Origin of the sequence: Fluviispira multicolorata, assembly GCF_009208585.1 — a bacterium.
In the GTDB taxonomy this organism is placed as follows: Bacteria; Bdellovibrionota_B; Oligoflexia; order Silvanigrellales; family Silvanigrellaceae; genus Silvanigrella; species Silvanigrella multicolorata.
The window spans coordinates 99,369-126,327 of the sequence record NZ_WFLN01000010.1 but is presented as its reverse complement, the minus strand read 5'-3'; the positions used below and the strand labels follow the sequence as shown (position 1 = coordinate 126,327).

Below are 26,959 nucleotides of genomic sequence, written 5' to 3'. Positions count from 1 at the left end.
TTATGTCTGAATATGAAAAAAAAATATTGCTCATAAATGGATGTTATTCAACGATTGCGCAGTCACTAATTAAAATAGAAGAAAGTGAAAAAAATATTGTTGGTATTGTTCGAAAAAAGAATGAAAATTTAGAAGGTATAAATTTATATGAAGCAGATGCAATAAGTCCTGAAGAAATCAAATCTGCAATAGAAGAGATTAATTTAGAATATGGAGCTATTCATGAATATGTACACTTTATTGGTTCAATTCTAATAAAGCCACTTCATCAAACTTCATTGGAAGAATGGAAAAACACACTGGATTTAAATTTGAATAGTATTTTTTATTCTTTAAAATATATTTTACCCATAATGCAAAGGCAAAAATATGGATCAATTGTTCTTATTTCTTCTGTAGCCGCTGGAGTTGGTTTAACAAATCACGAAGCTATTTCTGCTGCAAAAGGAGGCGTAGAAGCTCTTGTGAGGAGTTTGAGTATGACCTATGCAAACTCAGGAATTCGGGTAAACTGTGTTGCTCCCTCACTTATCAATACAAAAATGACAGTTAATTTAGTTAAAAATGAGATGGTTGTAAAGGCAAGTTCTGCTATGAATGCGATAAAAAGAATCGGTGAAGCTAAAGATGTTGCTCAGGCTATTTCGTATTTATTAAATGATAAAAGTTCATTTGTGACTGGGCAAATATTGCGTGTGGATGGTGGCTTGACCCATGTAAGAACCCCTCCTAAAATATAATAATTTAGATTCTCCTTTCAAAATAGGAATTCAATAATGCAAAATAAGCCAACAATTATTATTGCAGGTGCAAGTGGATTTATTGGAAATAATTTAATCAATGAATTATCTGAAAAATATAATGTAAAAGCTTTGAGTCGTAAAAATTTAAAAAGTGACAAAGTTAACTGGGTCAAATGTGATTTATATAATTTACGTGAAACGGAAGAAGCATTTAATGGGTGTGATTATCTTGTTTATTTGGTTCATTCTATGAATAAAGGAACAAGGCTGACTCAGGCAGAGTTTGAAGATCTTGATCTCATTATTGCGGATAATGCGGCAAAAGCAGCAAAAAAAAGTCAATTAAAGCAGATTATTTATTTAGGTGGAATCATACCTCCAAATGAAGAAAATTTATCACGTCATTTAAAAAGTCGGCAAGAAGTTGAAACGATTTTGAGCTGTTCAGGCATTCCTGTCACACGCATTCGTGCAGCCATTATTATTGGTGCAGGAAGTACTTCTTTTAAAATGGTTTTCTCTTTGGTAAAAAAGCTTAAATTTATGATCTGCCCTAAATGGACAAATTCACTCTCTTATCCAGTTGATGTCGATGATGTTGTGAAAATGATTTCCTTAAGCATTGCTAATGAAGAAACATATAATGAAACAATCGACGCATTTGGCCCTGAAAAATTAACGTATATTGAATTTATGCAGATGACTGCAAAATCTTTAGGACTTAAGCGTTATATTTATCCAATCTCGTTTTCGACTTTATATCTTTCAAAATTTTGGGTGGTTTTAATTACAGGACAGTATTATGAAATTGTATCACCTCTTGTTGACAGTCTTAAGTATAATATGATCCCAAAAAATATAAAATTATTCCAAAAATACATACCTAATCCGATTTCATTAAAGCAATCTCTTGACAAAGCTATTGCTAAAGAAAAGGAAACAAAGAAAAAAATTATAAAATTGTCAAAGAGTGAATTACTTGAAAATAATGTACGTTCAGTGCAAAGGCTTTTTTTACCAGATGGATGGAATGCAATAGATGTCGCACAAGAGTATACAAAGTGGTTACCTAAATTTCTCTTCTTTTTTATTAGATCACAGATTGAAGGTGAATATATTCATTTTAAATTATTTGGTATTAAGCTTTTAACTTTATATCATTCGACTGATAGAAGTTCTCTTGATCGACAATTATTTTATATTAGAGGAGGATTTTTGGTTAAAAAACCAGTATTCCCCAATGCTAGGCTTGAGTTTCGTATTTCGCCCCATGAGCAGTCTGTTGTAGCTGCAATTCATGATTTTTATCCATCTTTACCTTGGTACATATATAGATTTACTCAGGCAGTTGCACATGCATTAGTTATGGAATTATTTAATAAATTTCTGAGAGAAAAATCTTTAAATAAAGAAGCATTATAATTTTGTCTTAATATTAAAATCACTGCCCTCGATAATAATACCAGGCACTGTTTTATCAAAATCCATCGCACGATACACGAGACAATTAGCTACATCGATCGCTTTAATAGGTACATATTTATTTATTGCGAATGTATCATTTATTTTGTATTTTTTAAGAAAATTATCAATTTTGTTAAAAATAATTCCACCCAATTGTTCAGCTGGTCGAAACTCTTTTCTTTTTCCAATAAGTAAACTAGGCCTAGCAATAATATAGGGTAAAAGACTTTTTGTTAATGATTTTTCAACATCACATTTTGCATTTAAATACAATCCTCGTGGATTTGCAGCGCCAATGCTTGATATATAAACAAAAAGTGTATTAGGGGAGTTCATTTTTATATTTTCAATAAACTGTATTGGGTAATCACGATCAACTTTTAAAAAATTTTCTGCAGATTTTGCTTTTCGTATAGTTGTACCAATGCAGCAATAGAAAATATCACATTTTATTTCTGAGCCAATTTTTTTATATTCGTTAGGGTTATTGAAATCAAAAGTAACTTCACTTAAAGATGGAATATTTGTACTTCCGTCAATTTTTCGAACTAGGCTTGTAATAGCTATATTTTGTATTTGTGATAATGCTGTTAAAATATGACTTCCGACAAGACCACTCCCTCCCGCAATGACAACACGCTTCATTTCTATTTCTCTCCTATTAATTAAGGAAAAATCGAGAATAATTCTTTAAAGGGAAAATTAAGTTGCATTTGGGCAAACCCTAAAAGAATTTGTATGATTGATGGTATCAAATTTCGAAGGAAATATGTAATTTTCTTTTTTCCTGTGAATGAATTATTGTGCCAACATTTTTTTCATTGTAATGCGCAAAAGGTAAAACTTTGAGTGATAAGGAGTTTTTCTCAGCAAGTCGTACACAGCGGGCATGCAATACTTTTGCTCCATTATTCATAATTTGAAAGGCTTCTTTGTAGCTTAATGAGGATAAGAGCTTTGCGTCTTTATCAACTTTTGGATCTTTATCATATATGCCATAAACATCTTTAAAGAACTCTACAAGCTCTGCATTTAATGCAATGGCGAGCGCAACTGCGGTTGTATCTGAACCTCCTCTGCCAAGTGTGGTAATTTCACCTGATATACTCATTCCTTGAAAACCTGCAACAATAACAATTTTCCCATTTTCTAAGTGAGGTAACAGCCTCTGTGGTTTTACATTCACAATCTTTGCATCGGAGTGATCATCTGTAGTTAATATTCCTGATTGACTTCCGGTAAAGCTAATAGCTTCACTTCCTTTTGCAGATAGAGCCATAGCAAGCAGTGACACACTGATGCGCTCTCCTACTGAAATAAGCATATCGAGCTCACGCCGTGGTGGATTCGGGTTTACTTTTTGTGCTAAGGAAATGAGATCATCTGTTGTGCTTCCCATTGCACTAACAACAACAATTACTTTTTCATATTCTTTTTTGCGCTGTAAAATGATATCAGCGATTGATGAAAAAGATTCGGGAGAACTGACAGAGGCTCCCCCGAATTTGAGAACGATACATTTTTTTTCTGGGCTCATTGTTACCTAACTCGACTTTAATAAAAGTTGATTAACCATTCGCTGGATAGCTTCTACTTCAAAAGGTTTTGTAATGTATTCATCACAGCCAGCATCAAAGCCTTTGCGAATATCCTCTTCTGTTTTATTGCCTGAAACAAATGCCACTGGCAAATTTTTAAGGAGTGGATGTGACTTTAAAAGAGCGCATAATTCATAACCATCAACCCAAGGGAGCTGGATATCTAGAAGAACTAAATCAAGTTTTGTATCTTCAATTATTTTTGAAAGTTCCATAGCATCTTTAGCAATTAGAACTCTAAAATTATCTTTTTCAAAAATTCTTTTAATTGCATTTCTCATAACGGGCTCGTCATCAACAACCAGTATGGTTTTTGCTTCTGGTCTTCTTGACGCAGCTCGATAAGCATCTAAGTTAACAATATGTTCTTGAGCCATTGCTTTTCTGTTAAGAGCTGCAACTCTTTTGGCAAAAGTCTGATCCCCAAAGTTTCGTTTTTTCATACAGAAATGCCTTTTCAATTACCTCTAACTTATTAACCTTATTAGAGATCGGTATACACTTTGATTTCCTTAAATTTGCTAATATTACGCATACACATTAGGATATTGACAATTTGGCGGTGAATTTCTGCCGCATTTTCTTTCCCAGTCGAGTCTGTTTTGAGGAGGTCTAAATGATTGAAGTGAAAGGACTTGTGAAACTCTATGGCGATCGAAAAGTTTTACATGGTTTAAACTTTTCGGTTGGCACAGGTCGAGTTTGTGGATTATTAGGGCCAAATGGTTCTGGTAAATCAACAACAATGGATATTCTAGCTGGTTTATTAGGGCCAAGCTCAGGTTCTGTGCAAATTTGTGGGTATGATGTTGTTGAGCAAACTCAAGAAGTGAAAGAACATGTTGGTTATTTGCCAGACAATCCGCCTTTGTACAAAGAAATGAAAGTTATTGATTTTGTTAATTATGTTGCAAAGTTAAGGAGCATTGGAGGTAAAAACAGAAAAACAGCAGTCGAAAGAGTGATTGAAGACTGTGATGTAAGTGATGTGACTCACCGTGTGATTGGGAATTTATCTAAAGGCTATCGCCAAAGAGTTGCACTTTGTGCAGCTCTTATTCATCAGCCAAAAGTTTTGATTTTAGATGAACCTACTGAAGGTCTCGACCCGAATCAAATTTTGCATATTAGAAAGTTAATTAAAAAAATTGCGAGCGAAAGAACTGTTATTTTAAGTTCACATATTCTGTCTGAAGTTCAAGCAACATGTGATGAAGTTATAATAATAAATCATGGACATATAGCAGCAAAAACTTCAATGCAGAACGATAAAACAAAGCCACTTTATTATCTATATACATTTGCTTCTAAAACAGAGAATGCACTGCACTGGTTTCAACAACGTAACTATGTTAAATCAGCAAAGCCTATGTCACAAAAAAATAATTCTATTTTAGTTGAGTTTGGGAGCGAGTTTTGGGCAGATTCTGCTGGGGAAAATATTGCTAATGTAACTGAGCAGATTGTCCAACAAAACTTTCCTTTAATTGGAATTGAAGAGAAAAAAGAAGGGCTTGAAGAAATATTTTTTGAAGTGATTCGCTCACAACCTGGACATCATCAGGCTCAAATATCCCCAACAGGAGAAATTATATGAGTGTAACTTTAGCCATTGCAGAGAGAGATTTTAAAGGGTTTTTTGGCACCCCTTTGGGGTGGATTGTTGCTTGTATCATTTTTTTAATTTCAGGAATTGTCTTTTTTATTGTAGTTCAAATGTTATTAATAAGAGGACAGTCTATTGATCCTGTTGCAGATATCTTTGGTCAAATATTGAATTTTCTTAACTATATAAATATTTTTATAATCCCTGCATTTACAATGAAAACAATGAGTGAAGATTTAGGCAGTGGTACATATCGCTTACAGGCATCTGCACCCATCTCTACTTGGTCAATTGTGGGCGGGAAGTTCTTAGGTGTTATGATGTATTTTGCTATCATTGGTATATTAATGCTACTTTATCCATTATACACAGTTATTTTTACTCAACCTGATTTCAAAGTTTTACTAAGTGGCTGGCTTGGACTTATTTTAAATTGTGCCACTATTATTTCAATAGGATTATTTATTGGTTCATTCACGCGAAATCCAATTATCAGTTATTTAGGTTCAGCATTTTTTATCCTACTTTTTATTTTTTCTGGCTTTATTCCTGGTATTCCTGATTGGTACAGACACAGTGTAAATCTTTTAGAACTAAGTTCTGACTTCACTAGAGGAGTGATTAAAACGGGCTCCGTTGCAACATATCTTGCAATTATTTCTGTTTTTCTTTTCTTATGTCGTTTTGTTGTAGAAAGCAAAAAATGGAGATTTTAATTAATGAAAAAGCATAAACTTGAATTTTCTATTGCCGCTCTTTTTCTTGCCTTTATTACATTACTTATGTGGATGAATTTGACATTTATTTGGAAGTATTTACCTATATTAATGCTTTCTCTATGCGCTTTTAGCCTTCTATATTTAGTATTGCCAATTGGTGAAAAGAGAAAGAAAGATCAAAATAATTCCGAACAATATGCTCCAAAATATTTTTCTCAAGCTATTATTTCGAGTGTTTTAGGAATTTGTGTAATTGCTGGGATAGCTATTATTTTAAATAAAAGTAATTTTTCAAAAACATTTGATCTCACGACTAATAAAATAAATTCATTGAGCAATGAAAGCATAAAAGTTTTAGAATCTTTAAAAAAACCGATTGAAGTCATTTGTGTTCCTGCAGCAAATATGTTGGAAAACTATTGTGATAGTAATGTTGATTTAATTAATTTATATGGTAAAACATCAAATCAATTTATTAATGCAGGACAAATGAGTCTGTCTGATAAAGCCATGGTGCAAAAAATTCAACCATCAGGTTTTGCACGCCTTATTTTAATGAGTGGTACCAATAAGAGTGAACTTGATGGGGTTATTAACGAAAGTCGTCTTACAAATGCAATTGTTAATTTAGTTAAATTTAAAAAGATTGTTTATTTTTTGTCTGGCAGTGGTGAACCTGTTTTAACTCCAGATAACTCAGGCCGGAGTTATGCTGATATTGTAAATGGTTTACAAGCTAAATCTTATGAAGTTAAAGAATGGAATATCAAACAAGGTAACCTACCTCAAGAAGCCAAAGTGCTTATTGCAGGTGATAATAATTTACCATATGGCGAAGAAACTCAAAATATTCTTAAAAACTTTATTGGTTTTGGTGGGCGATTGATTTTAATAGTAAATCCATATCGCGAGCAAGGTCTCGATAAATTATATTCTGAAATAAATTTGAAATTAGATCCCATTTTATTAACATTAAATACATCAACGCCTATAGGGCAACAGATTCAAAAACAAAATTATTCAAGACAACCTGTGTTAGCAAGCAATTTCAATGCAGACTCTCCCATAACAAAAGTTTTTGCACAAGTTTATGGTGTGCAGGCTGTTATGCCAATTGATGGTGGTCGGCCTCTTTCAATTGTAATGTCAGACTCTCCTAATGGAAAAGTGTTGACAAATGCAACTGTTCTTCTTTCTGCTTACAGTGCGGCTCCAATTACTTTATCAGCTGAGACAAGAAATAAAATTGATTTAATGGCTCCTTTTCGTCTTTCTCCCGATGTCGTTTATGATGCAAATAAATTATGGCCTTTAGCAGTCAATGTCGATATTACAGGGGTCTCGAATTTAGCAGTTGATAAGATTTTGAATAAAGAAACAGACCCAGCGAAAGATAAATCTCAGGTTGTTGTTTTTGGTTTTGGCTTATTAGGTCCTTACTCTAAGGAAAATCCAATCAGTGAAGAACTTTTACCTATAACAGTTGCTCATTTATATCAGGATGAGGAATTGGTATCTATTGCTCCTCGTGATTTCACTCCCAAACAGTTTAATATGTCTCTGTACCCCGCAGCATGGTTACCATTTTTTGCAGGCATTCTTCCTGTATTCACAGCAATTGCTGGTTTATTTATTTGGTTTAAGAGGAGATCTGCATGAAGTATTCAATTAAAGTAGCACTTGGACTTGTTGCAATTGCCACTCTCGCCGGTGTTTATTATGGCGATAATTATATGACAACTAAAAAAGATGAGCGGCAAAAAGAAACAACATATGCAATTTTTTTTGATACAAAAGACGTTGTTAAATTTACTGTACAGAATAAAAATGCTGTATTTACATTTATTCGTGATTCTCTCACTTCTCCTTGGAAATTAATTTCACCTATTGCGGTGGCTGCAGATCAGGACGCGGTAAATAATATTTTAGCAGCGATACAGCAACTGACAGTTCAACAAGAGCTTCTAAATACAGAAGCTGCTCTTAAAGGTGATAAGGCTATGTTATCTGAGTTTGGTCTAGAAAATACCAAAAACTCTGTCACAATTGATCTTAAAAACTCCGAAATTAAGCAGCTTTTTATTGGCAGTGATCTCGATCTTGGAAAGAAAAGTGTAGGAGGATTCAATCCTGCATCAGTGTATGCAATGAATCCAACAAAGAAATTGCTTTTAGTTATAGACAATAGTTTTATTTCTGTCCTTGAAAATAAGACTCTCTCTGATTTTCGCAGCAAAAGAATTGGTGATTTTAAGGGAACGGATGTTGTTTCTCTAGATATAAAATCCCATGAAGGAAATATTGTAGTTTCAAAAGACAAGAATAGTAAATGGGAAGTGCAAAAACCGCATGCTTGGCCTGCGGACCCAGCTTTTCTTGAAGAGTTTTTGGGGCGATATCAAGGCTTACTTGGTCAAAAAATATATGAAAATCAAAATGTTACACCTGACTTAAAGAAAAAATTTAATCTTCTTCCACCATCTGCCGTGGTTGATTTAAAAGACTCTTCTGGAAAAACTCTGCAAAATTTTGAATATGGGATTACAAAGGATGGTATTTTTGTTACAATGCGAGATGGTGCTGTTGCTCAGCTAAACCTTGATCTTTGGAGCGATCTCATTCCCAAAGACAAGTATTTTCTCAATAGACAGGTTTTGCTTGGTATAAACTTAGATCATATTTCAGGTTTAAAACTATCTCATTCTACATATTTAAGAAAAGACAATAATTGGTATTTTGTGGAGTCAGAGACGCAACAACCTTCTGTGTCTCAACCACCCAATGCTGAAGTATTAACCTTTTTTTCAAATTGGGAGCTGATGACTGCGGATGATCTCATTTTAAATGCAACTAATGAAGATCTCGTGCATTTTGGCCTAACTAAGCCTCTTAAAACTTTTTCATTTTTGTTTAAACCAAATTCTAATACAAAGTCTATTGAAATAATTGTGGGCAATAGGGTTCCAAAGAACGAAAAAAGTGTGTACTTAAAGCGTTCAGATGCTCCCACCGTGTATATCGTTGAGGCTGGGTGGCTCTCACTGCTTGCTCAACTCTATTCAGTTGGTGACACGTCACATACGTCAGTAAAAAAATAGATGGAGTAACTTCTTTTGAAAACAGAACTTTTTTTGATACCTATCGCTGCTGTCAGTGATAGTCTCCGCGTTTTGGTGACCAAAGATCCCTCAAGTGATAAACAAACTTTCCCAAGCATGATGTTGAAGCAAGATCTTCATTTACATGGTGGAACTCGCCAAATTTTAAGAGATCTTCTTTCAGGAGTTCCATTTGCTGACTTAGACACTTGGCTTAACTCAGCTCGTTGTAAAGATCGCATTGTCGATGTTTACGATAGAGATCTTCTGTTTGAACAATCGCAAAGCATCGCCATTGTTCGTGCTATTGCGCTCCCTCAGGAGTTCTCTTCGCATGTTAAGGGGATTTGGCTTGATGCTGAAAACCTTTTCTCTCAGGACTCTATTCTAGCTCCTGACAGCCGTCTTTTTTTACGTGAGTGCTTGAATCAAGTCCCTCTTTGGGTAAAAAATACGACTTTTACCTTTGAGTTGCTGTCACAGGTCTTTTCAATTCAAGACTTGCGCCTACTTGTCGGTATGCTTTCAAGCCAAGAAATCGATCCAGGGAATTTTCATCGTAGGCTCAAACGTCTCGATATTCTTCGTCCACTTGTCAGTGGGCAGCAACGTGTTCATAAGTGGGAGTTTGCTTGGGAAAAAAGCGATGTGTTGGCAGCGGACGGCCTGATTCCTTAAAAATAGGGCATCTTTTTTCTCAAAATAGAGCAAAAAGATCAGATTTAAAAAAAACGGAAATTTTTTTTTAAATCGACTTGACCTCTTTCTCGCGATTATGTAGACACACTTTCACGAAGACGTTCCTCAGTAGCTCAGTGGTAGAGCAAGTGACTGTTAATCACTTGGTCGGGTGTTCAATCCACCCCTGGGGAGCCATTCTTCATCCTAGCCTGTAAAGCTCCTTTTTCTCCATTTTAAAAAAAGACAAATTTTTCCTATTCGTATATTTTGTCACACAGCTGTCTGTCATTTTGGCTTATAATCTCTCAAGCGAATTCAATTCTTGGGAGCTTAAAAAGTGAAAAAAATTTTAATTGCCGATTCAAGCAAAGCAAGCCTTGTGATGACCAGCGAAGTTTTTAAAGATTACTATCCAGGAATACAAGTTCTCGTCGCTAAAACCTCAGAAGAGGCCCTTCAGCTCGCTAAATGCAGTGAAGGCGTTGATGCTTTTGTCATTGATTTTGACCTACCAGACTTGAACGGTGCAAAAACTGCATTGCTACTTAAAAAGTTATATGAAACCCCAATTTTAATTACGGCCTTTGACAGACCTGAGGTTGTGCACTCTATCGAGACATCCTTACATCCCTATGCAGATTGCCAGAGCTGGCTTAAAAAACCTGTAAACCCGGAAGTTGTTATTGCTGTGTCCCAACGCTTTTGTGAAGTTAAAGCGCGTGCGCAAAAAAGGGTTTCCTGTCATTTACCTGTCTTTGCTGAGGTGCTGCTTGAAAATGAAAGCGTAGTTGCATTTCAGCAGATTTTGTTGCCACAAAAAAGCAAAAAAACTGATGTAAAGGGGGGCGCAAAAAAAACAAAAGAAATAAAAAAAGTTGACAAAAATGCAAAAGATAAAAAAATCGTAAAAGGAAAGAAAGAAGTGACAACGCCCATTCCAATTTATTTTTGTGGAGTGATTGAAGATTGTTCATTGAGTGGGGTTAAATTAAAGCCAAGTAAACATGGAAAATCGGGGCTTACCGATTGGAATTTACTTTTAGCAAGCATGGATATTATTTCATCAGGAAGTTCTGTTACATTAAAATTACCGTCTCATTCTGATATTGAAAGTGGAAGTGTTCTTGAAATTTCAAAAATATCTCATATTCCAAATATTGCAGAAGGATTTCCTATCTCACAGGAAAAAATTAAAAAGAGTAATTTAAAAGAAGAAACCTCTGTTGCAAAAGGAAAAAAATTACAAAAAAAGAGTTCATCATTATCGACATTATCAAATGTAACAAAGAAAAAAGTAGTAGAAAAAGATTTAACTCATCGCATACAATCTATGGTAGGAAAAATTTCATGGACCAGCTCTGAATCAGGTGAGTGGTGTATAGGGGTGGAGTTTGAAAATCAAAATTTATCTAAAAGATTATTTGAAGCTATTTTAGCTTATCAATTAAAACAACAAAAAAACTTTCCAAGCCAATCTGTGATGAAAACTTCTCGTGCAGGTTGAATTTTATTTGCGTTATAATCAAAAAAAGTAACAACTCCTGAAACATTTTGTTGCAGCTAAGCTCTTGTGTTTGCAATAGCTTAACTCTATTTTATGTATGCAACTGCATAAAAGGGAGGTAAGATGATTTTTAATTTATCGGAAAATGATTTTTATTCAGAAATGACCAAAAAAAATATTGGAGTCTATACCCATAAAGAGCAAGAAATGCTTGCAAAGAGCAAAGTCATTATTTTCGGACTTGGTGGTGTGGGAGGAATGGAAGCCATTCTTTGCGCGCGAGCAGGAATTGGAACTTTGAGTGGGGTTGATCCAGATACGTTTGAAATTTCAAATATAAACAGACAAATGCTTGCATTTTGCTCCACAATTAATGAATCTAAAAGCAATGCAACTGAAAAGTACTTAAAAGATATTAACCCCTATTTAAAGACATCATTTCAAAATATAAAAGTAACAGAAGAAAATGTAGATGAATTGATTAAAGGGCATGATGTTGTGCTCGAAGCTTTAGATGATATGCCTTCAAGAATTGTCGTACATAGAGCCGCTAAAAAATATGGAATACCAAGCATATCTATGTCAGGTAGTCCCCCGCATAGAGGGTTTGTTTCCACTTTTGTTCCTGATGGAATTGATTACGAAACAGCTTTAAATATTCCAACTCACGGTAAAAAAATATCTGATCCTATCGTCCATGAATTTGTGCAGAATTTAAAGAAACAAAGAGCAAATTACTCTGTAGAAAAAGGAGCTCCCAAAGAGTGGGCAGACGATTTTTGCTCCGGAAAAGTTGGATGGATTATCACCCCCATTCGAGCCTCTCTTTTAGCATCGTTTAGCTGCCATGAAGTGATTCAGCTTATAATTGGGAAACCACCATTGGCATTAGCGCCCAAAGGGCTCTTAATTGATTTAGATAATTTACAAAATCCTGTTTCGGTACAAACCCCAAATAAGGGTTATTGGGAAGCAACTCATATTTAATAAAACTTATAATTAGAGGGTGGATCATGACAGCAATTGAAAATTCAATTTTTATGCGAAATATTGGAGTAATTACTGAGCAAGAACAACAAAAACTTGCAAATTCAAAGGTAACAGTTGTTGGTGCAGGGGGTGTCGGTGGCATTGCTTTAGTTTCTTTAGCACGTATGGGTTTCAAAAATATTCATGTTATTGATATGGATAAATTTGAATATAGTAATATTAACAGACAAATGTTATCCTCTGTTTCTCGAATTGGAAAGTATAAAGCTGAATGCGCTAAAGAAACACTCATGGACATAAATCCAAATATTAATGTCACTGTTTCTTTAGAAATGTTTAACGAAAATAATGCACAACAACTTTTAAAAGATTGCGAGATTGTCATCGATGCGACAGATAATCTTGTGACAAGAGTGATTATTCATAGAGCAGCACAAAAAATGCAAATTCCTTCTGTCTGGATTGCTGTAACGCCTCCTTTTAGAGGTGGGGTTATGACTTTTTCTCATGAAACTCCAGCGTATGAAATTGTATTAAGGCACTGCTCATATAATAAGGAGCTGACTCCAGACGTTAAAAATGAAATTATGAAAATTAAAAATGAAAGAGCATTAAATTCTGTTCAGTTTGGTGCTTTAGAAGATTGGGCAAATTCTTTTGTTGAAAAAAGTGCGCCATGGACTGTTTTATGTCCTGTCGCAAATATTGTTGGATTATTAGCTAGTTTTGAGGTTTTAAAATACATATTAAATAGAGAAAACTTGCAACCAACATATGCTCCGAAATTAGTAAAAATAGATTTAGCAAAATCAGATATGGTAAAAGTAGAAAGTCCAGTGGAAGGAACATGGGATAATGCGTTACTTTAAATACACTTTAGCTTTTCTACAAATATTTATTCTCTTTAGTGCATATTCAGTTGACATTAAAACTATTAAAACTTTTGACCATTTTATTAAAAATGGAAAAGATAATACTTTGTATTTAAAAGAAAAAAGCATAGAAAAAGGAAATGCGAAAAATAGAAAAGAGCGAGTGGTTATTTTACTTCCTCCTCTTTGTATACCTTCTGGAGAAGCATATGATATTCCATCATTGTCTTTCATGGATGAATTAGCAAAAAAAGGTTTTGATGTTTTTAGTGTTGACTTTGAAGGTATGGGAAAATCGACCTATCCAAAAGTAATGCAAATATTTCCAGCTCCAACAGGGGTTTTTCCTTTACAGAGTGCAGATGCTGTAAAGCAATTAAATATTATTATAGACTACATTCATGCACAGAAAAAAGTGCAGGATATTTCTTTAATTGGTTGGTCTTTTGGTTCTATTGTTGCTGCGGAATATGCATCATTAAATCAGTCAAAAATTAATAAATTAGTTTTGACTGGGGCAATGCACTCATTTAACTTACCTCTGTTTACTAAGCCATTTGCAGATAAAGAAAATCAATTTAATAATAATTTATCTGCATATCAAATTGTCCCATGGGAAGCAATTTATTCACATTGGAAAATGATGATGCAAGAAAAAAATTTAGTTTCAAAATATTCATTACTTGCAGTTGAAAAAGTATATAAAAATTTAGATAGTGGCTCTAAAATTCATGGTTCTTTAAGAAGACCGATGGGGCCTATGAAAGATCTTTTTCAGATTTGGACCAATCACCCTGTTTATGACATTACAAAAATCTCTCAACCTACTTTAGTCATAAATGGCGATCAGGATATTTTTGCAGATAAAGAATTATTTAAAAAACTCACTGGAGTTAAAAGTAAAAAAGAAATAGTTATTAAAAATGCGACACATTGGATTATCTATGAAGATAATCGAAAAGTTTATATTGATGAAATCATTTCATTTCTAAATAAAAAGGAAAATTATGGCGCATCTTACTAAAATAAAATTACTCGATTCAACTCTTCGTGAAGGGGAACAGTCTTCAGGAGTTTGTTTTTCACTTGAAGAAAAAATTGAAATTGCAAAGCACCTAGAAAGTTTTGGTGTTGATATAATTGAAGTAGGACATCCAGGTATTTCACAATTAGAGGAAGAAGTTTGTAAAAAGGTTTGTGAGCAAATTAAAAATATGGAAACTTTAGTGCATGCACGGGCTTGTAAAACAGAAATTTTATCCGCCCATAATACAGGTGCAAACTGGGTGGGAATTTGGGCTTCATTTAATCCTATTTCTTTAGAAACTAAATTTACAAATAAGTCAAAAGAGTGGGTAAAGGAACAGGTTTTATCTTCAATTTTATTTGCAAAAGAGTTAGGTTTAAAAGTTAGGTTTACTATTGAAGATGCCTCTAGGACATCTTTTGAAATAATTGAAGAAATAGCACAAATAACTAATCAAGCTGGTGTGGATCGTTTGAGTTTGGCAGATACCGTGGGTGCTTGGAATCCTCAGAAATGTTATCAAATGGTCAAATTCGCAGTAAAAAATTTCAACTGTGAAATTGAAGTGCACTTGCATAATGATTTTGGACTTGCTTTAGCAAATGCACATTCTGCTATTGAAGCAGGTGCTTCTATTATTGATGTGAGCGTACTTGGAATTGGTGAAAGAGCAGGAATTTGTGATCTCTTTCAAATGAGTGCTTCTCTTGCTTATTTTTATGATGATGTAAGTTTTAACTTTAAAGAAACTAAATATTTAAAAGATATAGTTGCTCGAATATCTACTTTTATTCCCGAGCCTCATAGACCCATTGTAGGTAAAAATGCATTTATTCATTCATCAAAATATCATGCAAAAGCAAATTCAAAAAATTATAAGGCTTATGAATTTTTATCTCCAGAGCTATTTGGATATGAAAGAAAACTATTGCCGCAAGAATACGTGAGAGAAAGTAAATTAAGATTTTCAAATGAATTTAAAGTCGGAAATCCGTTTGTTAAATCAGCTGCTGAGCTGAAATACCATAGACATGGAGTTGGGGATCGTTGGGTTCATATTGATTCAAGAGTGGATGAGAGGTCGCCCGTTTATATTATTGAACGTCTTTTTCACGAAGATTATGTAGGAAGTTATGAACCTCATGTCGATACGCATGCACATAATTGTGATAGCATTTTTGTTTTTATGGGTAATAATGTTGATGGATCTGGTCTTAACGTTAAAGTAACATTAGGAAATGAAACTAAAATAATTAAAAGTCCAGCATCTGTTTTTATTCCCGCTGAACTTACGCATAACTATGAATATATTTCTGGTACTGGAAGGTTTCTAAATTTCGTGATGTCTCCTTCTTACAATAAAAGTCTTCTATAAATAATAATTATTTATTTTTACTTTCCATTGTAAGAGCATTTTTTACGACTTTTTCGGCAATTTCTGCAAAGCGAATGCGGACATCATGTTTAGGTAGGGTTGTTAAAGGTTCACCAAGATCTCCCGCTGAGCGGATTTCTTGAATGAGAGGGATATGACCTAAGACAGGCACCTCAAATTTTTCAGAAACTCTATCTGCCCCACCAGAGCCAAAAATATGTGTTTCAGTTCCACATGCAGGGCATGAGAAAGTTGACATATTTTCCACAACTCCAATTATTGGGACGTCAGTTTTTCTAAACATTGCAATGCCTTTAACAGCATCAAGAAGAGCAACATTTTGTGGAGTTGTTACTATAACAGCGCCCGTTATTGGAATGCTTTGTACTAAAGTCAATTGAGCATCACCAGTGCCAGGTGGAAGATCTATAATGAGGAAATCAAGTTCTCCCCAGTCTACATCCCAGAAAAACTGCTGCAATGCTTTCATAATCATTGGCCCACGCCAAATCACAGCAGTTTCTTCGGGTGCAAAAAAACCAAATGACATAACTTTTAAACCAAATGCTTCGGGTGGAATGATTTTATTATTTTCATTTACCAAAGGATCTTTATGAATATTAAGCATTGTAGGCACGCTTGGACCATAAATATCAGCGTCAAGAATTCCAACTTTATAACCTTGATTGAATAGAGCAAGAGAGAGATTTACACTGACCGTACTTTTACCCACTCCTCCTTTACCACTGGCAACTGCAATAATACGTTTCACTCCAGAAATGGGTTTTTTCCCTGAAGGAGCACGCATCTCCGCTTTTTGTGCTGGCTGTTGCGTATGCTGATGTTGTTCATGATTGGGTGAGGGGGTGTTTGGTTGTTTTTGAGGCTGGGTAGGTGCTTTTTCTTTTCGTTCAAAATAAACTGAAAAGTTCTCTATATCTTTTCCAATACTATTTTTAATAACAGTTTCAATTGCGCTTTTAGCGGTTAAATTAAGTCCGTCTGAATAAAAGCGGATTTTGTAGTTTCCTGCTTCTTCTTCAACTGCGTGAGCTCTCTCTTTCCAAGTAAAGTCACCTAATGATTTTTGCACGTCAAAAGACAATACAGTTTCAAGTTCTTGAACTGTATCAAGAATAAGTTTTTTATTTTTAGTCATTATTTACCAGACCTGCTCAATGCCCTTAACTTCAGGCACTTTTTCCATAAGCATTTTTTCAACACCTTGATAAAGTGTCATAGCACTTGATGGGCAGTGTGAACATGCACCAACAAGGCGTACCTTAACAATCCCATCTTCTACGTCTATAAGCTCTATATCTCCTCCATCTGATTGGAGAGCAGGGCGAATCTGTTGCTCAATAATTTCTTGAATCTTTGCAATCATTTATAAGACCTCTTAAGAAAGTGTTCAACCCCATAAGGTTGAAAAAATGTTTCATTATGAACATAGTATCTGAACTTACTCGGTCAAGGGGGGCTTGTTTGAGTATTTTGAGTATAATCACATATTAATATCGGGTGAATCAACTTGTATTTTGTAATCAAATGTTTTCAAAAGGGTTTATTTTCTTTAAATAAGTCTATTGGAATAGGCATTTTTATATTTATTAATGTTATAAATACATATAAAATAGGTGCTGAAGAAAAGTATGTTATTTCAAACTCTTGGGAAATGGGGTTGGGTCTTAAGCTGAAAGGAAACCTTAGAACTGCCGGCAATACCTTTGAATTGAGCAATGAGCCTAATCAAAACTCAGAAAATCAAGCATCAAGTTCTTCGGCATTCAGTCCAAACTTAATTTCCGGAAAGTTTTCCATCGATTTTGTGGATTGGGTCTCTTTAAAATTAAGAATGGATTATTATTGGGATAAACAAGTTATTTATAATTTATTCCCTAAATATTATGAAGAGAATACCGTTCATGTCAGAGATCTCTATCTATTATTTCCGAATTTGGCAAAAACATCTTCTTTTTGGCTTGGAAGAAGAACATATGAATTTGATAATATTTATTTATTCCAAATTGAAAATCCTTTTAATCAAATTGAACTTCAAGGCTTAGGTTTTGAAAATGAAGTTTTTCAGGCATCTGTTTCATTAAATAAAGAAACAGTTTTTACCACTGCAAAAGATCAAAGTGGAAATCAAATTTTAGATAGCAGTGGTAAAGCAAAATTGTTTTCTGAAGATGATTATGTTTTTACCGCCTTTTTTTCTGGAAAATTTTTATTGTCAGAAGGAAAAATATTTCAGCCCATACTATCTTTAAGATATTATCAAGAGTTTGCAGATAAAAATGTTTCAAGCGATGGGAGCAAAAAAGATACTGTTGCAAACTCATCTTCATTTATTGTGGGCGGAATTTTTTTGAGACCTTTAACGGATGGAATTAAAGGGCATACCTCTGTTTGGTTTCAATCTTTACCCGCAGATAAAGCTGCTCAGCCCAATAATAATACAGGCTCTAGTTCTTATATTGGTCAAGGACGTATTCCTCCAAATTATCCTCAAAATACTATTGGAATTCTCGATTCTTCAGAATTTTATTTTACGCCATATGGTGGAATTTTAACTGCATTTATTCTTACAAATAATACTTATGCCTCAGAATTGCCTGTTCTAAGAGTTGCAGACGATAAAAAATCTCTAGAATCAGATGGACGTAGAATGTCAAGGTCGACGAACCGCTTGAGTGTTGATATCCAACCGGTCTATTTTTTCACAAGAAATTGGCAAATGGGGTTAGATATTTCATTTGTTTATGCTTCTCAAAAACTTATTGCGACCGATGCAAACTCATTTGTTGTAACTCCAATTCTTAAATATTCTTTTGATGAGAAACTGAGTACAAATAAATATTTCTTTGTTAGTTGTAGTTACGGGTTTTATGATTGGAAAATTAAAACTTTGCAGGATGAGACTCAAACAGATATTTTATTTACGACTCAATCAGGAATTAATATAACTTTTTAAAAGTTCTAATAGAAAAACATCTATTTTAAATTTATTTTTATTTTGGAGTAGCTCTATTGTTTTTGCTAAGAGAATTAAACTCCCCTTAGCTCAGCATTAAATTTTTCTGTTACGTTATTAATGATAGACTTTGTAAGTTTCAAAATATCTTTCTCTGTAAACGTTCTTTCTGTTGGTTCTAATGATATTTGGAATGCAACAGATTTTTTATTTTCAGGCATTCCTTTACCTCTGTAGATATCAAAAATTTTAATTGAATTTAATACAGCAGGTACTTCCGATTTAATAATGTCTTTTATAGAATTTAAAACCACATCGTTTAAGTCTTTTCCTGTTATTTTTTCATCTAATAGAAAAGCGAAATCTCTTGTTATTGTCGGGAATTTTTGTGCGTTTGTAACTCTTTGCGTGACTTCTTTTGGAAGCATTGTTTTATGCATTAATATTGCAATATTTAATTCAAATACATAGCACGGCACTTCAATTTCAAAGTTTCTCATTGTGTTTGGATGAAGCTCTCCAGCCCAACCTAAAGAAACAGACTTATTGTTTTCATCTTTAATATAAAAACTAACTCTTCTTCCAGGATGTAATGCTTTTGCAATAGGATGAAATTGGAATTCAGAATTATTTTCTATATCGGAAATACGTGCAAAAGAAATTTCGACACCCACACTGCGGCTTATTTCTTGCACATGCGCCATTATATCATGCAATGACCATAAAGTTTCTGCCGAATTCTGCCATGTTTTTTCTGATTTGTTGCCAAAGCAAATGCCAGCAAGACGTGGAGTTTCTACGGGGCGACCTGTTTGTGATTCTTCTTTAGTGTAAGCATATCCGTGTGTGTAATGATATTCTAATGTATTGTCTAATTTATATGTGAGTTCATTATGTAGCCCAATAGACTCTCCATTAGAGTTAAAAATTCTCTCCCCATTTGCATCTCTATTTTGAAATGTACGGCAGGAATGAAACAGCTGTCCGCTCTTAATACCATAGCTAATATTACGAGAAACCTTTCTTAATAAGTCAGGAATTAACGTTGTGTGCATAAGGGGCTCATCACCAATTATTGGATTTATGAGAGCAACGGGTTCACCTAAAGAATTTATAGAATTTAAGGAAAGCTTCGCATGATCATCTGCACGCATAAAATGTAAACTGATGACTTCATTATAGCCAAGTGCAGAACATCTTGAACTTATTTTTTCATTAAATGCGAATTGTGGATCATCATGGCTGACAATAGCTTGAGACTGAAAGGATGCTGAAGGAACTAAGTCAATACCAGCGATGCGAATAAACTCTTCAACAAGATCTGCATTCCCAGCAATATCTTGTGATCTCCAACTTGGCACTGTTGCTTTAGTTTTGCTTTCAGATTCATTTTTTAATGTAAATCCAAGTGACTCTATAATTTCAAGTTGATCTTTATAAGGAATGATGTTTGCACCTAAAACTTTTTCTTGATCATGCGAATTAAATTCAATTTCATTTGCATTAAATTGCGTAACAATCATAGGTTTTTTTTGTGCATTGACTGAATGAATTGTGCTGCAATAATGTGGTTTATTTTTGCTTTCAGCAGAAATAAGAGCAAAAAACTCAAGCGCAGCTTTATAACGTTTTTGTACGTCAACGCCTTTTTCAAATAAAAAACTAGCATCGGTTTGTCGACCATGTCGACGCGATGTTCTGCGGACAGAAACTGCATTTGGGTTAGCAAATTCAACAACAATTTTTTTACTTTGACTTGAAACTTTAGAATGCTCCCCTCCTAAAACACCAAGAATTGCTTGTGCACCTTCAATATCTGCAACAATTTCATCCGCTTCATATAGGCTTCTTTCTTTGCTATCAAGGCCAATAAATTTTTCACCGGCTTTTGCATTGCGAAGAATCAACTGTTTTTCTTTTGGATTTTGTGAGGATAACTTTTCTAAATCAAAAGCATGATTTGGCTGTCCATACGCTAAAAGAACATAATTTGAAGTATCAACAATATTATTAATAGAGTTTTGTCCAAGAGCTTCAAGTTGGTTTCTTAACCATGCAGGGCTTGGCTTCACCTCAATGGAATCTATAAGAACAAAAAATGCTGGAATATTGAGGTGGTTTTCACAAGTAAATGATATTTCGCCACACTTTGCACGCGAATTTTTTATTGCATCCGCTTTTATATTTTCTTCTGTTAAAGTAACTTGAGCTGCGAATTCAGCATCTTTCTTTTTAATAAAAGTTATTTTTGCATAAGTAAAACCAGCCATCAATTCACGCGCCACGCCTTCATGGCAGAGCATGTCAGGACGATTTGGAGTTACGCTTAATTCAAGGAGAGTATCTGTCATATTAAGAGCATAAAAAATGGGATAACCAATTTTATTTTCCAGTATTTTTCTTGGAACACCACCTTGAGAGTCAATGTCTAACTCCCAAATTCCATCTCCATCTATCTCTTTATTTGTGGGAAGGCCAAGTTCATCACGTGCACAAAGCATACCGTTGCTTTCTGCATCACGAATTTTAGAAGGTTTTATTTCCAGGCCATTGGGTAGTTTAGTTGAGGGAAGTGCTACTGCAACATAAATATCAGCGCGTGCATTTGGAGCGCCACAAACTATTTGTCTAAGAGTCGCTTCACCCACATTTACTTGGCAAATTTGTAATTTTCCAGCTGTAGGATGAGGTTCAATTTTTTCGATATAGCCAACGACAACAGTTTCAAGCCCTGCACCCCACACTTGAATGCTGTCGACTTCAAAACCCTGTCGAGTTAAAAGAGGGGCAATTTTTTCGAGATCATATTGTGTGGTAGAAATATTTTTACTGTTTATATTAATATTTTGTGTTACTTTTGGTAGAGTTATAAAACGTTCTACAAAATTTAAACTTGCTAGCATGTCTGTTACCTTATTTCCGTGTTTATTTTAAACGAGTCCGAATGATTTTAAGAAAGAAACATTGCCATCAATTAAAGATCGAAGATCTGAAATAGCAAATCGATCCTTAGCAATGCGATCCACTCCAAACCCAAAAGCAATTCCACTGTATACAGAGGAGTCAATTCCACAGCTTTCTAAAACTTTTTTATTGACAACTCCACAGCCACCAATTTCAGACCAACCTGTGTGCTTGCAACTGCGACATCCTTTGCCAAAGCACTGTTGGCATTCGACATCAACTTCGGCACTCGGCTCGGTAAATGGAAAATAACTTGAGCGAAAACGTAATTTGACTGGCCGCGCAAAGGCCGCATTTAAAAGTTCATTGATTGTGTGACGTAAATGCCCCATATGAATGCCCTTGTCGACAACTAAACATTCTATTTGTCGAAAGGCAGGAAGATGAGTCATGTCGAATTCATTACGATAAACACAGCCTGGACAAACAATTTTTAGAGGTAACTTTCGTTCTTTCATTGCATGGCTTTGCACATTACTTGTGTGTGTGCGTAAAACCCATTCACTGGCAAGAAAAAATGTATCTTGCATTTCTCGGGCTGGATGATCTTTTAAAACATTTAAAGCTTCAAAATTAAAGAAATCATTATCCATTTCGGGACCATCAACCACTGAAAAACCCATGCGTTGAAAAGGAACCATGAGATCGCGCATAACCGTCATAACTGGGTGACGAGAACCTAAATTAAGTTGTGTTAATGGCAATGTGATATCGTCAGTTTCAGAATTTAATTTTTTATTTTCTACTTGAATTCTATAGTTCTCAGAAAAGGATTTAAAACTATTTTCAATTTCAGATTTTAATTCATTAATTTTAGCGCCCGCACTTTTGCGTTCTTCATTGGGAATATTCCGCAAAGATTTGAGCCATTCTTGTAAAGGAGATTTTTTACCCGTAAAGCGGATACGTATCTCTTCCATTATTTCGTTTGAGAATATGTTTAAATCAGGTGAATTTGAGCCATTTTTACCCACTACATTTATAAATCGAACTCTTTCTTCATCGATATGATTTTTGAGTTCTTCGATATTTTGATATGTGATCGATATGGGAGCGGTTAAAATATTTTTAATTTCCTCAATTCCTGACATAACGTATGCTTCTCCAATAGAATGAACCGATATAAATAATGCTGAAAATACAAGCAAAATAAGTGTTTGCAGCATCAATTTAAGACATTTTAGCTTATATCCTGACTCTCTTAAATAGCAATCATAAAGAATCTAAACTCTCTATATTTCAAAAGAATGAGCAATAATATTTTAATTATATCAGTCATTATCCGCAGTGTACTTCTTCAAATCAGAATAAACAAGCTAACGGTTGAATTCTATAATAATGCTAAGGAGTCAAAATGAAAATTCAATTCCAAGTCTGTTCTTTTCTTGCAATGGCTATTGTTCAAGGCTGCGGTGGTAATCCTAGGGAAGAAATTAAAGAAAATATTATTTATATCCCACGCCCTCAAGTTAAAACTAAATTGAATACTAAAATATTAAAACCTGCATTCAATAAAGATGGAACTTATTCATCTTTAAATGGATTCTGGACTGTGCCTGACAACGTGTACTCAGTTAAAATGATTGGTTGCTCTGGTGGTAACGGAGGAGGTGGTGGGGGTGCTGGCGGAGCTGGAGCAGGTCTTTTTACAGGAAACTGGAATGGCAACTCACTTGGTGGCAATGGTTCTGCAGGAGGTGATGCAAATGGAATTGTGGAATCAGGAGAAAGAGGGAATCCTGGAAAACGAGGACATATCTGCGATGAACGTCATAATGTATTAAAATGCACACCTTTTCAAAATAGCTTTCCAGGATTTCAAGCTGCAAATTCAGCAACAAAGAATGGTGAGTCAGGTAAATTAGGTGAAATATCAGAGTTTGGTGATTTCAAATTCCAGTATGCTTCTCAAAATATAATGAGCATTGTAAATAATAACTCTCTTTCTGGAAATTTAACTGAGCATTATAAGTATTGCTCTGGAGGGGCTGGAGGAAAAGGAGGAAAGGGAGGTGTAGGTGCGTCTGTTTCTTTGGGTGATCAAAATACTAAACAATATGGAGGATTTGGAGGTGATGGTGGGCATGGTAAAGATGGTTTTGCAGCTTTAGTGCAAGAACATACTCTGCAGGTACAACCTGGTCAGGTGATCTCATATAAGGTTGGTATTGGTGGAAATGGTGGAATTAGAAGTGATCAAGCACATGGTGGCCAAGTGAGCAGAGGTTATCCTAATGGACAAGCAGCTCAACTTGGCACCAACGGAGTTGCTGGGAATCCGGGTGTGCTTGTTTTACAATGGGTAAGTACTGATTAAAATTGTTATTTTCCGTGTGGAGAAAGCATATTTTTAGGATCAACCCATTCATCAAATTGTTCAGAAGTTAAATATCCTAACGAAATAGCAGCTTCTTTTAAAGTTGTGCCATTTTTGTGGGCGGTTTTGGCAATTGAAGCTGCTTTGTCATATCCAATATGAGTGTTTAATGCAGTGACGAGCATTAAAGATTTATACATTAAATCATTAATTCTTTCTTTATTTGCTTTGATGCCAGAAGCGCAATGCTCTTCAAAACCAATAAAGCAATCAGCTAAGAGACGTATGGAATGAAGCACATTATGAATGATAACAGGCTTAAAAACGTTTAATTCAAAATTACCCTGGCTCGAAGCCACAGTCACTGCAACATGGTTACCCATGACTTGACAACATGCCATAGTTGCAGCTTCACTTTGTGTTGGGTTTACTTTTCCAGGCATAATTGAACTACCAGGTTCATTTTCTGGAATAGAAATTTCGCCAATTCCACAACGTGGTCCGCTTGCGAGCCAACGAATGTCATTGGCAATTTTCATAAAAGCAGTTGCCGTTGTATTGAGCGATCCTGAAAGGTTAGCAAGAGCTTCTTGGCCAGCTAAAGCTTGGAATTTATTTGGAGCTGTTACAAAAGGAATTTTTGTGAATTCAGACAATCTTTTCGCTATGCCCTTTGCATAACTCTTGTGGGAATTTAGGCCAGTTCCCACAGCTGTTCCGCCTGCAGCAAGCTCATAAATCATTTCCATTGAGTTTATCACCGCTTTTTTGCACATTTTAAGTTGCATCGCCCAACCGCTGACTTCATCACCGAGTGTTAAAGGAGTTGCATCCTGTAAGTGGGTTCTGCCTATTTTGACAATATCTGAAAACTCTTTCGCTTTTGCTTCGAAGGTTGCAATGATTTTATCGATAGCAGGAATAAAGTTTTCATGGACAGCAAGGGCTGCTGCAACATGCATAGCTGTTGGAAAACTGTCATTGGTGCTTTGGCCTCTGTTAACATCATCATTTGGGTGAATGGGCTTTTTGCTACCAATAATACCGCCAGCAATTTCAATTGCTCGATTTGAAATGACTTCATTAAAGTTCATATTTGACTGTGTGCCAGAGCCTGTTTGCCAAACAACCAAAGGAAACTGATCGTCAAATTTCCCTGCAATTACCTCGTCAGACGCCTGACTGATAAGTTTCTCTTTTTCCTTAGCAAGCTCTCCTAATTCGGCATTTACTTGGGCCGCAGCTTTCTTAACAAGTGCATAAGCTCTTATAAAGACACGGGGAAAACGTTCTCCACTGATTTTAAAATTTTGAAAACTGCGTTGAGTCTGAGCTCCCCAGTATGCATTTTGTGGCACGGCAATTTCGCCCATGCTATCTGTTTCTATACGTGTAGACATAGTAGAATCTCCTAAAAGAGAAGTCGAATGAAAAGGAGTATCCTTCCTTAATACAACTTAGGAAGGCCGACCTAATACTTATAGGATTGAGGCGTCAATGTAGCAAGTTTCTGAGTAGCTAAAGAGAGCTACATGAAGTCCGATATGTTGACATCTGTATGAACAACTGGTCTGAGGTATGATCAATGGAAGTGGTCGTTAATAATACAACAGTTGAATTCTCGGGTCTTCTTAATGAAGAATCCTCAGTGGATTTAATTAAACAAGGTCTTGAGCAAGCGATTAAAAATTCAGCAGCAAAAAAAGAAGTCAATCTTGATTTTTCTAAGGTCAAACGTGCAAATTCATGTGGAATTCTTGCCTGGTATAAAATTTTAGAAAACTTTGATTGTTCTTTTATTTATGTAAATGCACCAAGATGGTTGGTTGAGCAGTTTAATATTAGCGATTTTTTAAGTGAAAAAACGACAGTTTCAAGCATTTATGCAAATTTTTATTGTCCATCAAATGACACTCACGAAGTTCTTTTATTGAATATTGGTAAAGAAATCCCCATTTTAGATAATTATGATGAATTTAATTTAGTTCTCAAAAACAAAGAGGGCTTTGATCTTGAAATAGATTTTGAGCCAAGCGAATATTTCTATTTTATTTCTTCGAATCCTAAAAGGTTTAAGAAGGAGGCAGCTTGAAAGTTGTCTGTTTTTTACCCGATTCAATTGCTTTTCAAAATAAACTGGGAATGCTCACGCGCTCAGCTGGAGTCGATTTTCAACCTTGCAAAACGGAAGAAGAAGCTAAAGTTTTTGCAGCAAATGTAAAAAAAGATAGATTTTTTTTATTTGCAGAAGCTAAAAAAATTGAATTTTTAAAAGAATTTTCTGTTGCATATCCTGAAAGTAGAATTGTTGTTATTTTGCAAGAATCCTTGCAAAGAGTCATTCCGAATTTAATTGATTGTGCAAATATTCAATGTTTTGTTGCAACAAATGATGGTGAATTCGATGCACGTGAATTGATCATGTTACTTAAGAAATTTGAATCTAAAGACTATCCTGGACTCGAAAAGCATTTAAATTTTCCAGCAGTATTTAAAGAAAAGAGAGTAAAATCTCAGATAGACAAACGTGAAGCTCTCAAAATTTTAGAGGAATTTATTATTAAAATTGGGGGCGGATCGGATCGCTTTGATCACTATGCGCAAAGAGTATGTGATTTAGCAGATGAGTTGCTTTTAAATGCAGTTTTTGATGCAAACCCACGTTTAAAAACTGTGGACAGAAGTGCGCCATTTGAACTTGAAGATCATGAGTCTGTAAGAATAAAATGGGGATTTGATGGTGAAGTTTTTGGTTTATCTGTTGCAGATCCATTTGGTTCTTTAAGTAAAAAAACAGTTATGCAATATTTAGATGAAAATCAAAAAACAGAGCATATTGGGAAAAGAAATAGTGGAGGATTGGGAATTAAACTTATTTTTGAAAGACTTCATCATTATATTGTCAATGTAAATCCAGGGAAAATGACTGAAATCGTTTGCTTGATGCGCTTTGAAAAAAGATTTAAGGATTTTGATAAAAGACTTAGGAGTTTCCACTATTTTAAAGTTGAGGACTCTCATTAA

24 protein-coding genes and 1 tRNA gene are annotated in these 26,959 nt (G+C 34.8%); 17 read left to right on the top strand and 8 right to left on the bottom strand.

The window, feature by feature from the left end:
* Positions 1-2: 2 nt before the first annotated feature.
* Both GCL57_RS13565 and GCL57_RS13560 read left to right on the top strand, forming a co-directional pair.
* Positions 3-740 carry an SDR family NAD(P)-dependent oxidoreductase gene (locus GCL57_RS13565; protein WP_152213895.1) on the top strand — a complete coding sequence of 246 codons (738 nt, stop codon included), beginning with the start codon at positions 3-5 and terminating at the stop codon, positions 738-740.
* Between the two features lie 36 nt (positions 741-776).
* Positions 777-2,165, top strand: coding sequence for an NAD-dependent epimerase/dehydratase family protein (locus GCL57_RS13560; RefSeq protein ID WP_152213894.1), 1,389 nt, complete (start codon positions 777-779; stop codon positions 2,163-2,165).
* Here GCL57_RS13560 and GCL57_RS13555 read toward each other — a convergent pair.
* From GCL57_RS13555 to GCL57_RS13545, 3 genes are all read right to left on the bottom strand, one after another.
* Positions 2,160-2,852, bottom strand: a complete 693-nt coding sequence (locus GCL57_RS13555; RefSeq protein ID WP_152213893.1) for an NAD-dependent epimerase/dehydratase family protein — start codon at positions 2,850-2,852, stop codon at positions 2,160-2,162. The genes GCL57_RS13560 and GCL57_RS13555 overlap by 6 nt on opposite strands.
* A 106-nt stretch (positions 2,853-2,958) precedes the next feature.
* The gene (locus tag GCL57_RS13550) at positions 2,959-3,744 is read right to left on the bottom strand and encodes an aspartate kinase (protein WP_152213892.1); all 786 of its coding nucleotides are present in this window, start codon (positions 3,742-3,744) and stop codon (positions 2,959-2,961) included.
* Between the two features lie 6 nt (positions 3,745-3,750).
* The gene (locus tag GCL57_RS13545) at positions 3,751-4,248 is read right to left on the bottom strand and encodes a response regulator (protein WP_152213891.1); all 498 of its coding nucleotides are present in this window, start codon (positions 4,246-4,248) and stop codon (positions 3,751-3,753) included.
* A gap of 173 nt (positions 4,249-4,421) precedes the next feature.
* On the opposite strand from GCL57_RS13545, the gene GCL57_RS13540 reads away from it, so the two are divergent.
* The 11 genes from GCL57_RS13540 (at position 4,422) to GCL57_RS13490 (ending at position 15,677) form a co-directional block, all read left to right on the top strand.
* Positions 4,422-5,402: an ABC transporter ATP-binding protein gene (locus GCL57_RS13540; protein WP_152213890.1), complete on the top strand. Its 981-nt coding sequence runs from the start codon at positions 4,422-4,424 to the stop codon at positions 5,400-5,402.
* Positions 5,399-6,127 (top strand): ABC transporter permease, encoded by a 729-nt coding sequence (locus tag GCL57_RS13535; protein WP_152213889.1) that lies wholly within the window; start codon positions 5,399-5,401, stop codon positions 6,125-6,127. Before GCL57_RS13540 ends, GCL57_RS13535 begins: the two co-directional genes overlap by 4 nt.
* A gap of 3 nt (positions 6,128-6,130) precedes the next feature.
* The gene (locus tag GCL57_RS13530) at positions 6,131-7,789 is read left to right on the top strand and encodes a motility-associated ABC transporter substrate-binding family protein (protein WP_152213888.1); all 1,659 of its coding nucleotides are present in this window, start codon (positions 6,131-6,133) and stop codon (positions 7,787-7,789) included.
* On the top strand, positions 7,786-9,228 hold the full coding sequence (locus GCL57_RS13525) for a DUF4340 domain-containing protein (RefSeq protein WP_152213887.1): 1,443 nt from the start codon (positions 7,786-7,788) through the stop codon (positions 9,226-9,228). Before GCL57_RS13530 ends, GCL57_RS13525 begins: the two co-directional genes overlap by 4 nt.
* A gap of 15 nt (positions 9,229-9,243) precedes the next feature.
* Positions 9,244-9,906 (top strand): hypothetical protein, encoded by a 663-nt coding sequence (locus GCL57_RS13520; protein ID WP_152213886.1) that lies wholly within the window; start codon positions 9,244-9,246, stop codon positions 9,904-9,906.
* Positions 9,907-10,029: 123 nt separating this feature from the next.
* Positions 10,030-10,104: transfer RNA gene (locus tag GCL57_RS13515), tRNA-Asn, on the top strand.
* 142 nt (positions 10,105-10,246) lie between these two features.
* Positions 10,247-11,413: a response regulator gene (locus GCL57_RS13510; RefSeq protein ID WP_152213885.1), complete on the top strand. Its 1,167-nt coding sequence runs from the start codon at positions 10,247-10,249 to the stop codon at positions 11,411-11,413.
* 123 nt (positions 11,414-11,536) lie between these two features.
* Positions 11,537-12,400 carry a HesA/MoeB/ThiF family protein gene (locus tag GCL57_RS13505; RefSeq protein ID WP_152213884.1) on the top strand — a complete coding sequence of 288 codons (864 nt, stop codon included), beginning with the start codon at positions 11,537-11,539 and terminating at the stop codon, positions 12,398-12,400.
* 26 nt (positions 12,401-12,426) lie between these two features.
* Positions 12,427-13,272 carry a HesA/MoeB/ThiF family protein gene (locus GCL57_RS13500; protein WP_152213883.1) on the top strand — a complete coding sequence of 282 codons (846 nt, stop codon included), beginning with the start codon at positions 12,427-12,429 and terminating at the stop codon, positions 13,270-13,272.
* Positions 13,259-14,299, top strand: coding sequence for an alpha/beta hydrolase (locus GCL57_RS13495; protein WP_152213882.1), 1,041 nt, complete (start codon positions 13,259-13,261; stop codon positions 14,297-14,299). The genes GCL57_RS13500 and GCL57_RS13495 overlap by 14 nt, the downstream gene beginning before the upstream one ends.
* Positions 14,283-15,677, top strand: coding sequence for a homocitrate synthase/isopropylmalate synthase family protein (locus GCL57_RS13490; protein WP_152213881.1), 1,395 nt, complete (start codon positions 14,283-14,285; stop codon positions 15,675-15,677). The genes GCL57_RS13495 and GCL57_RS13490 overlap by 17 nt, the downstream gene beginning before the upstream one ends.
* A 7-nt stretch (positions 15,678-15,684) precedes the next feature.
* Here GCL57_RS13490 and GCL57_RS13485 read toward each other — a convergent pair whose 3' ends face one another.
* Both GCL57_RS13485 and GCL57_RS13480 read right to left on the bottom strand, forming a co-directional pair.
* Positions 15,685-16,836 (bottom strand): Mrp/NBP35 family ATP-binding protein, encoded by a 1,152-nt coding sequence (locus GCL57_RS13485; protein WP_152213880.1) that lies wholly within the window; start codon positions 16,834-16,836, stop codon positions 15,685-15,687.
* Positions 16,837-16,839: 3 nt separating this feature from the next.
* On the bottom strand, positions 16,840-17,064 hold the full coding sequence (locus tag GCL57_RS13480) for a NifU family protein (protein ID WP_130611241.1): 225 nt from the start codon (positions 17,062-17,064) through the stop codon (positions 16,840-16,842).
* Positions 17,065-17,208: 144 nt separating this feature from the next.
* Here GCL57_RS13480 and GCL57_RS13475 point away from each other — a divergent pair, with 144 nt between their 5' ends.
* Positions 17,209-18,654, top strand: a complete 1,446-nt coding sequence (locus tag GCL57_RS13475) for a hypothetical protein (protein WP_152213879.1) — start codon at positions 17,209-17,211, stop codon at positions 18,652-18,654.
* A 74-nt stretch (positions 18,655-18,728) separates the two neighbouring features.
* Here the strand turns inward: GCL57_RS13475 and pheT are convergent, their stop codons facing one another.
* Both pheT and pheS read right to left on the bottom strand, forming a co-directional pair.
* The gene (gene pheT / locus GCL57_RS13470; RefSeq protein ID WP_152213878.1) at positions 18,729-21,557 is read right to left on the bottom strand and encodes a phenylalanine--tRNA ligase subunit beta; all 2,829 of its coding nucleotides are present in this window, start codon (positions 21,555-21,557) and stop codon (positions 18,729-18,731) included.
* A 27-nt stretch (positions 21,558-21,584) separates the two neighbouring features.
* The gene (gene pheS, locus GCL57_RS13465; RefSeq protein WP_161597769.1) at positions 21,585-22,709 is read right to left on the bottom strand and encodes a phenylalanine--tRNA ligase subunit alpha; all 1,125 of its coding nucleotides are present in this window, start codon (positions 22,707-22,709) and stop codon (positions 21,585-21,587) included.
* Between the two features lie 263 nt (positions 22,710-22,972).
* Between pheS and GCL57_RS13460 the strand changes: the two genes are divergently transcribed.
* On the top strand, positions 22,973-23,935 hold the full coding sequence (locus tag GCL57_RS13460) for a hypothetical protein (RefSeq protein WP_152213876.1): 963 nt from the start codon (positions 22,973-22,975) through the stop codon (positions 23,933-23,935).
* A gap of 5 nt (positions 23,936-23,940) precedes the next feature.
* Here the strand turns inward: GCL57_RS13460 and fumC are convergent, their stop codons facing one another.
* Positions 23,941-25,335 (bottom strand): class II fumarate hydratase, encoded by a 1,395-nt coding sequence (gene fumC, locus GCL57_RS13455; protein ID WP_152213875.1) that lies wholly within the window; start codon positions 25,333-25,335, stop codon positions 23,941-23,943.
* A 185-nt stretch (positions 25,336-25,520) separates the two neighbouring features.
* Here fumC and GCL57_RS13450 point away from each other — a divergent pair, with 185 nt between their 5' ends.
* Positions 25,521-26,027 (top strand): hypothetical protein, encoded by a 507-nt coding sequence (locus GCL57_RS13450; RefSeq protein ID WP_152213874.1) that lies wholly within the window; start codon positions 25,521-25,523, stop codon positions 26,025-26,027.
* Positions 26,024-26,959, top strand: coding sequence for a hypothetical protein (locus tag GCL57_RS13445; protein WP_152213873.1), 936 nt, complete (start codon positions 26,024-26,026; stop codon positions 26,957-26,959). Before GCL57_RS13450 ends, GCL57_RS13445 begins: the two co-directional genes overlap by 4 nt.

Coding starts and splice junctions, on each gene's coding strand:
- GCL57_RS13485 (WP_152213880.1), bottom strand. CDS start 16,836: ATGACTAAAAATAAAAAACTTATTCTTGATACAGTTCAAGAACTTGAA.
- GCL57_RS13525 (WP_152213887.1), top strand. CDS start 7,786: ATGAAGTATTCAATTAAAGTAGCACTTGGACTTGTTGCAATTGCCACT.
- GCL57_RS13560 (WP_152213894.1), top strand. CDS start 777: ATGCAAAATAAGCCAACAATTATTATTGCAGGTGCAAGTGGATTTATT.
- GCL57_RS13555 (WP_152213893.1), bottom strand. CDS start 2,852: ATGAAGCGTGTTGTCATTGCGGGAGGGAGTGGTCTTGTCGGAAGTCAT.
- GCL57_RS13490 (WP_152213881.1), top strand. CDS start 14,283: ATGGCGCATCTTACTAAAATAAAATTACTCGATTCAACTCTTCGTGAA.
- GCL57_RS13495 (WP_152213882.1), top strand. CDS start 13,259: ATGCGTTACTTTAAATACACTTTAGCTTTTCTACAAATATTTATTCTC.
- GCL57_RS13535 (WP_152213889.1), top strand. CDS start 5,399: ATGAGTGTAACTTTAGCCATTGCAGAGAGAGATTTTAAAGGGTTTTTT.
- GCL57_RS13530 (WP_152213888.1), top strand. CDS start 6,131: ATGAAAAAGCATAAACTTGAATTTTCTATTGCCGCTCTTTTTCTTGCC.
- GCL57_RS13500 (WP_152213883.1), top strand. CDS start 12,427: ATGACAGCAATTGAAAATTCAATTTTTATGCGAAATATTGGAGTAATT.
- GCL57_RS13550 (WP_152213892.1), bottom strand. CDS start 3,744: ATGAGCCCAGAAAAAAAATGTATCGTTCTCAAATTCGGGGGAGCCTCT.
- fumC (WP_152213875.1), bottom strand. CDS start 25,335: ATGTCTACACGTATAGAAACAGATAGCATGGGCGAAATTGCCGTGCCA.
- GCL57_RS13565 (WP_152213895.1), top strand. CDS start 3: ATGTCTGAATATGAAAAAAAAATATTGCTCATAAATGGATGTTATTCA.
- GCL57_RS13480 (WP_130611241.1), bottom strand. CDS start 17,064: ATGATTGCAAAGATTCAAGAAATTATTGAGCAACAGATTCGCCCTGCT.
- GCL57_RS13505 (WP_152213884.1), top strand. CDS start 11,537: ATGATTTTTAATTTATCGGAAAATGATTTTTATTCAGAAATGACCAAA.
- GCL57_RS13545 (WP_152213891.1), bottom strand. CDS start 4,248: ATGAAAAAACGAAACTTTGGGGATCAGACTTTTGCCAAAAGAGTTGCA.
- GCL57_RS13450 (WP_152213874.1), top strand. CDS start 25,521: ATGGAAGTGGTCGTTAATAATACAACAGTTGAATTCTCGGGTCTTCTT.
- pheT (WP_152213878.1), bottom strand. CDS start 21,557: ATGCTAGCAAGTTTAAATTTTGTAGAACGTTTTATAACTCTACCAAAA.
- GCL57_RS13540 (WP_152213890.1), top strand. CDS start 4,422: ATGATTGAAGTGAAAGGACTTGTGAAACTCTATGGCGATCGAAAAGTT.
- GCL57_RS13460 (WP_152213876.1), top strand. CDS start 22,973: ATGAAAATTCAATTCCAAGTCTGTTCTTTTCTTGCAATGGCTATTGTT.
- pheS (WP_161597769.1), bottom strand. CDS start 22,709: ATGTCAGGAATTGAGGAAATTAAAAATATTTTAACCGCTCCCATATCG.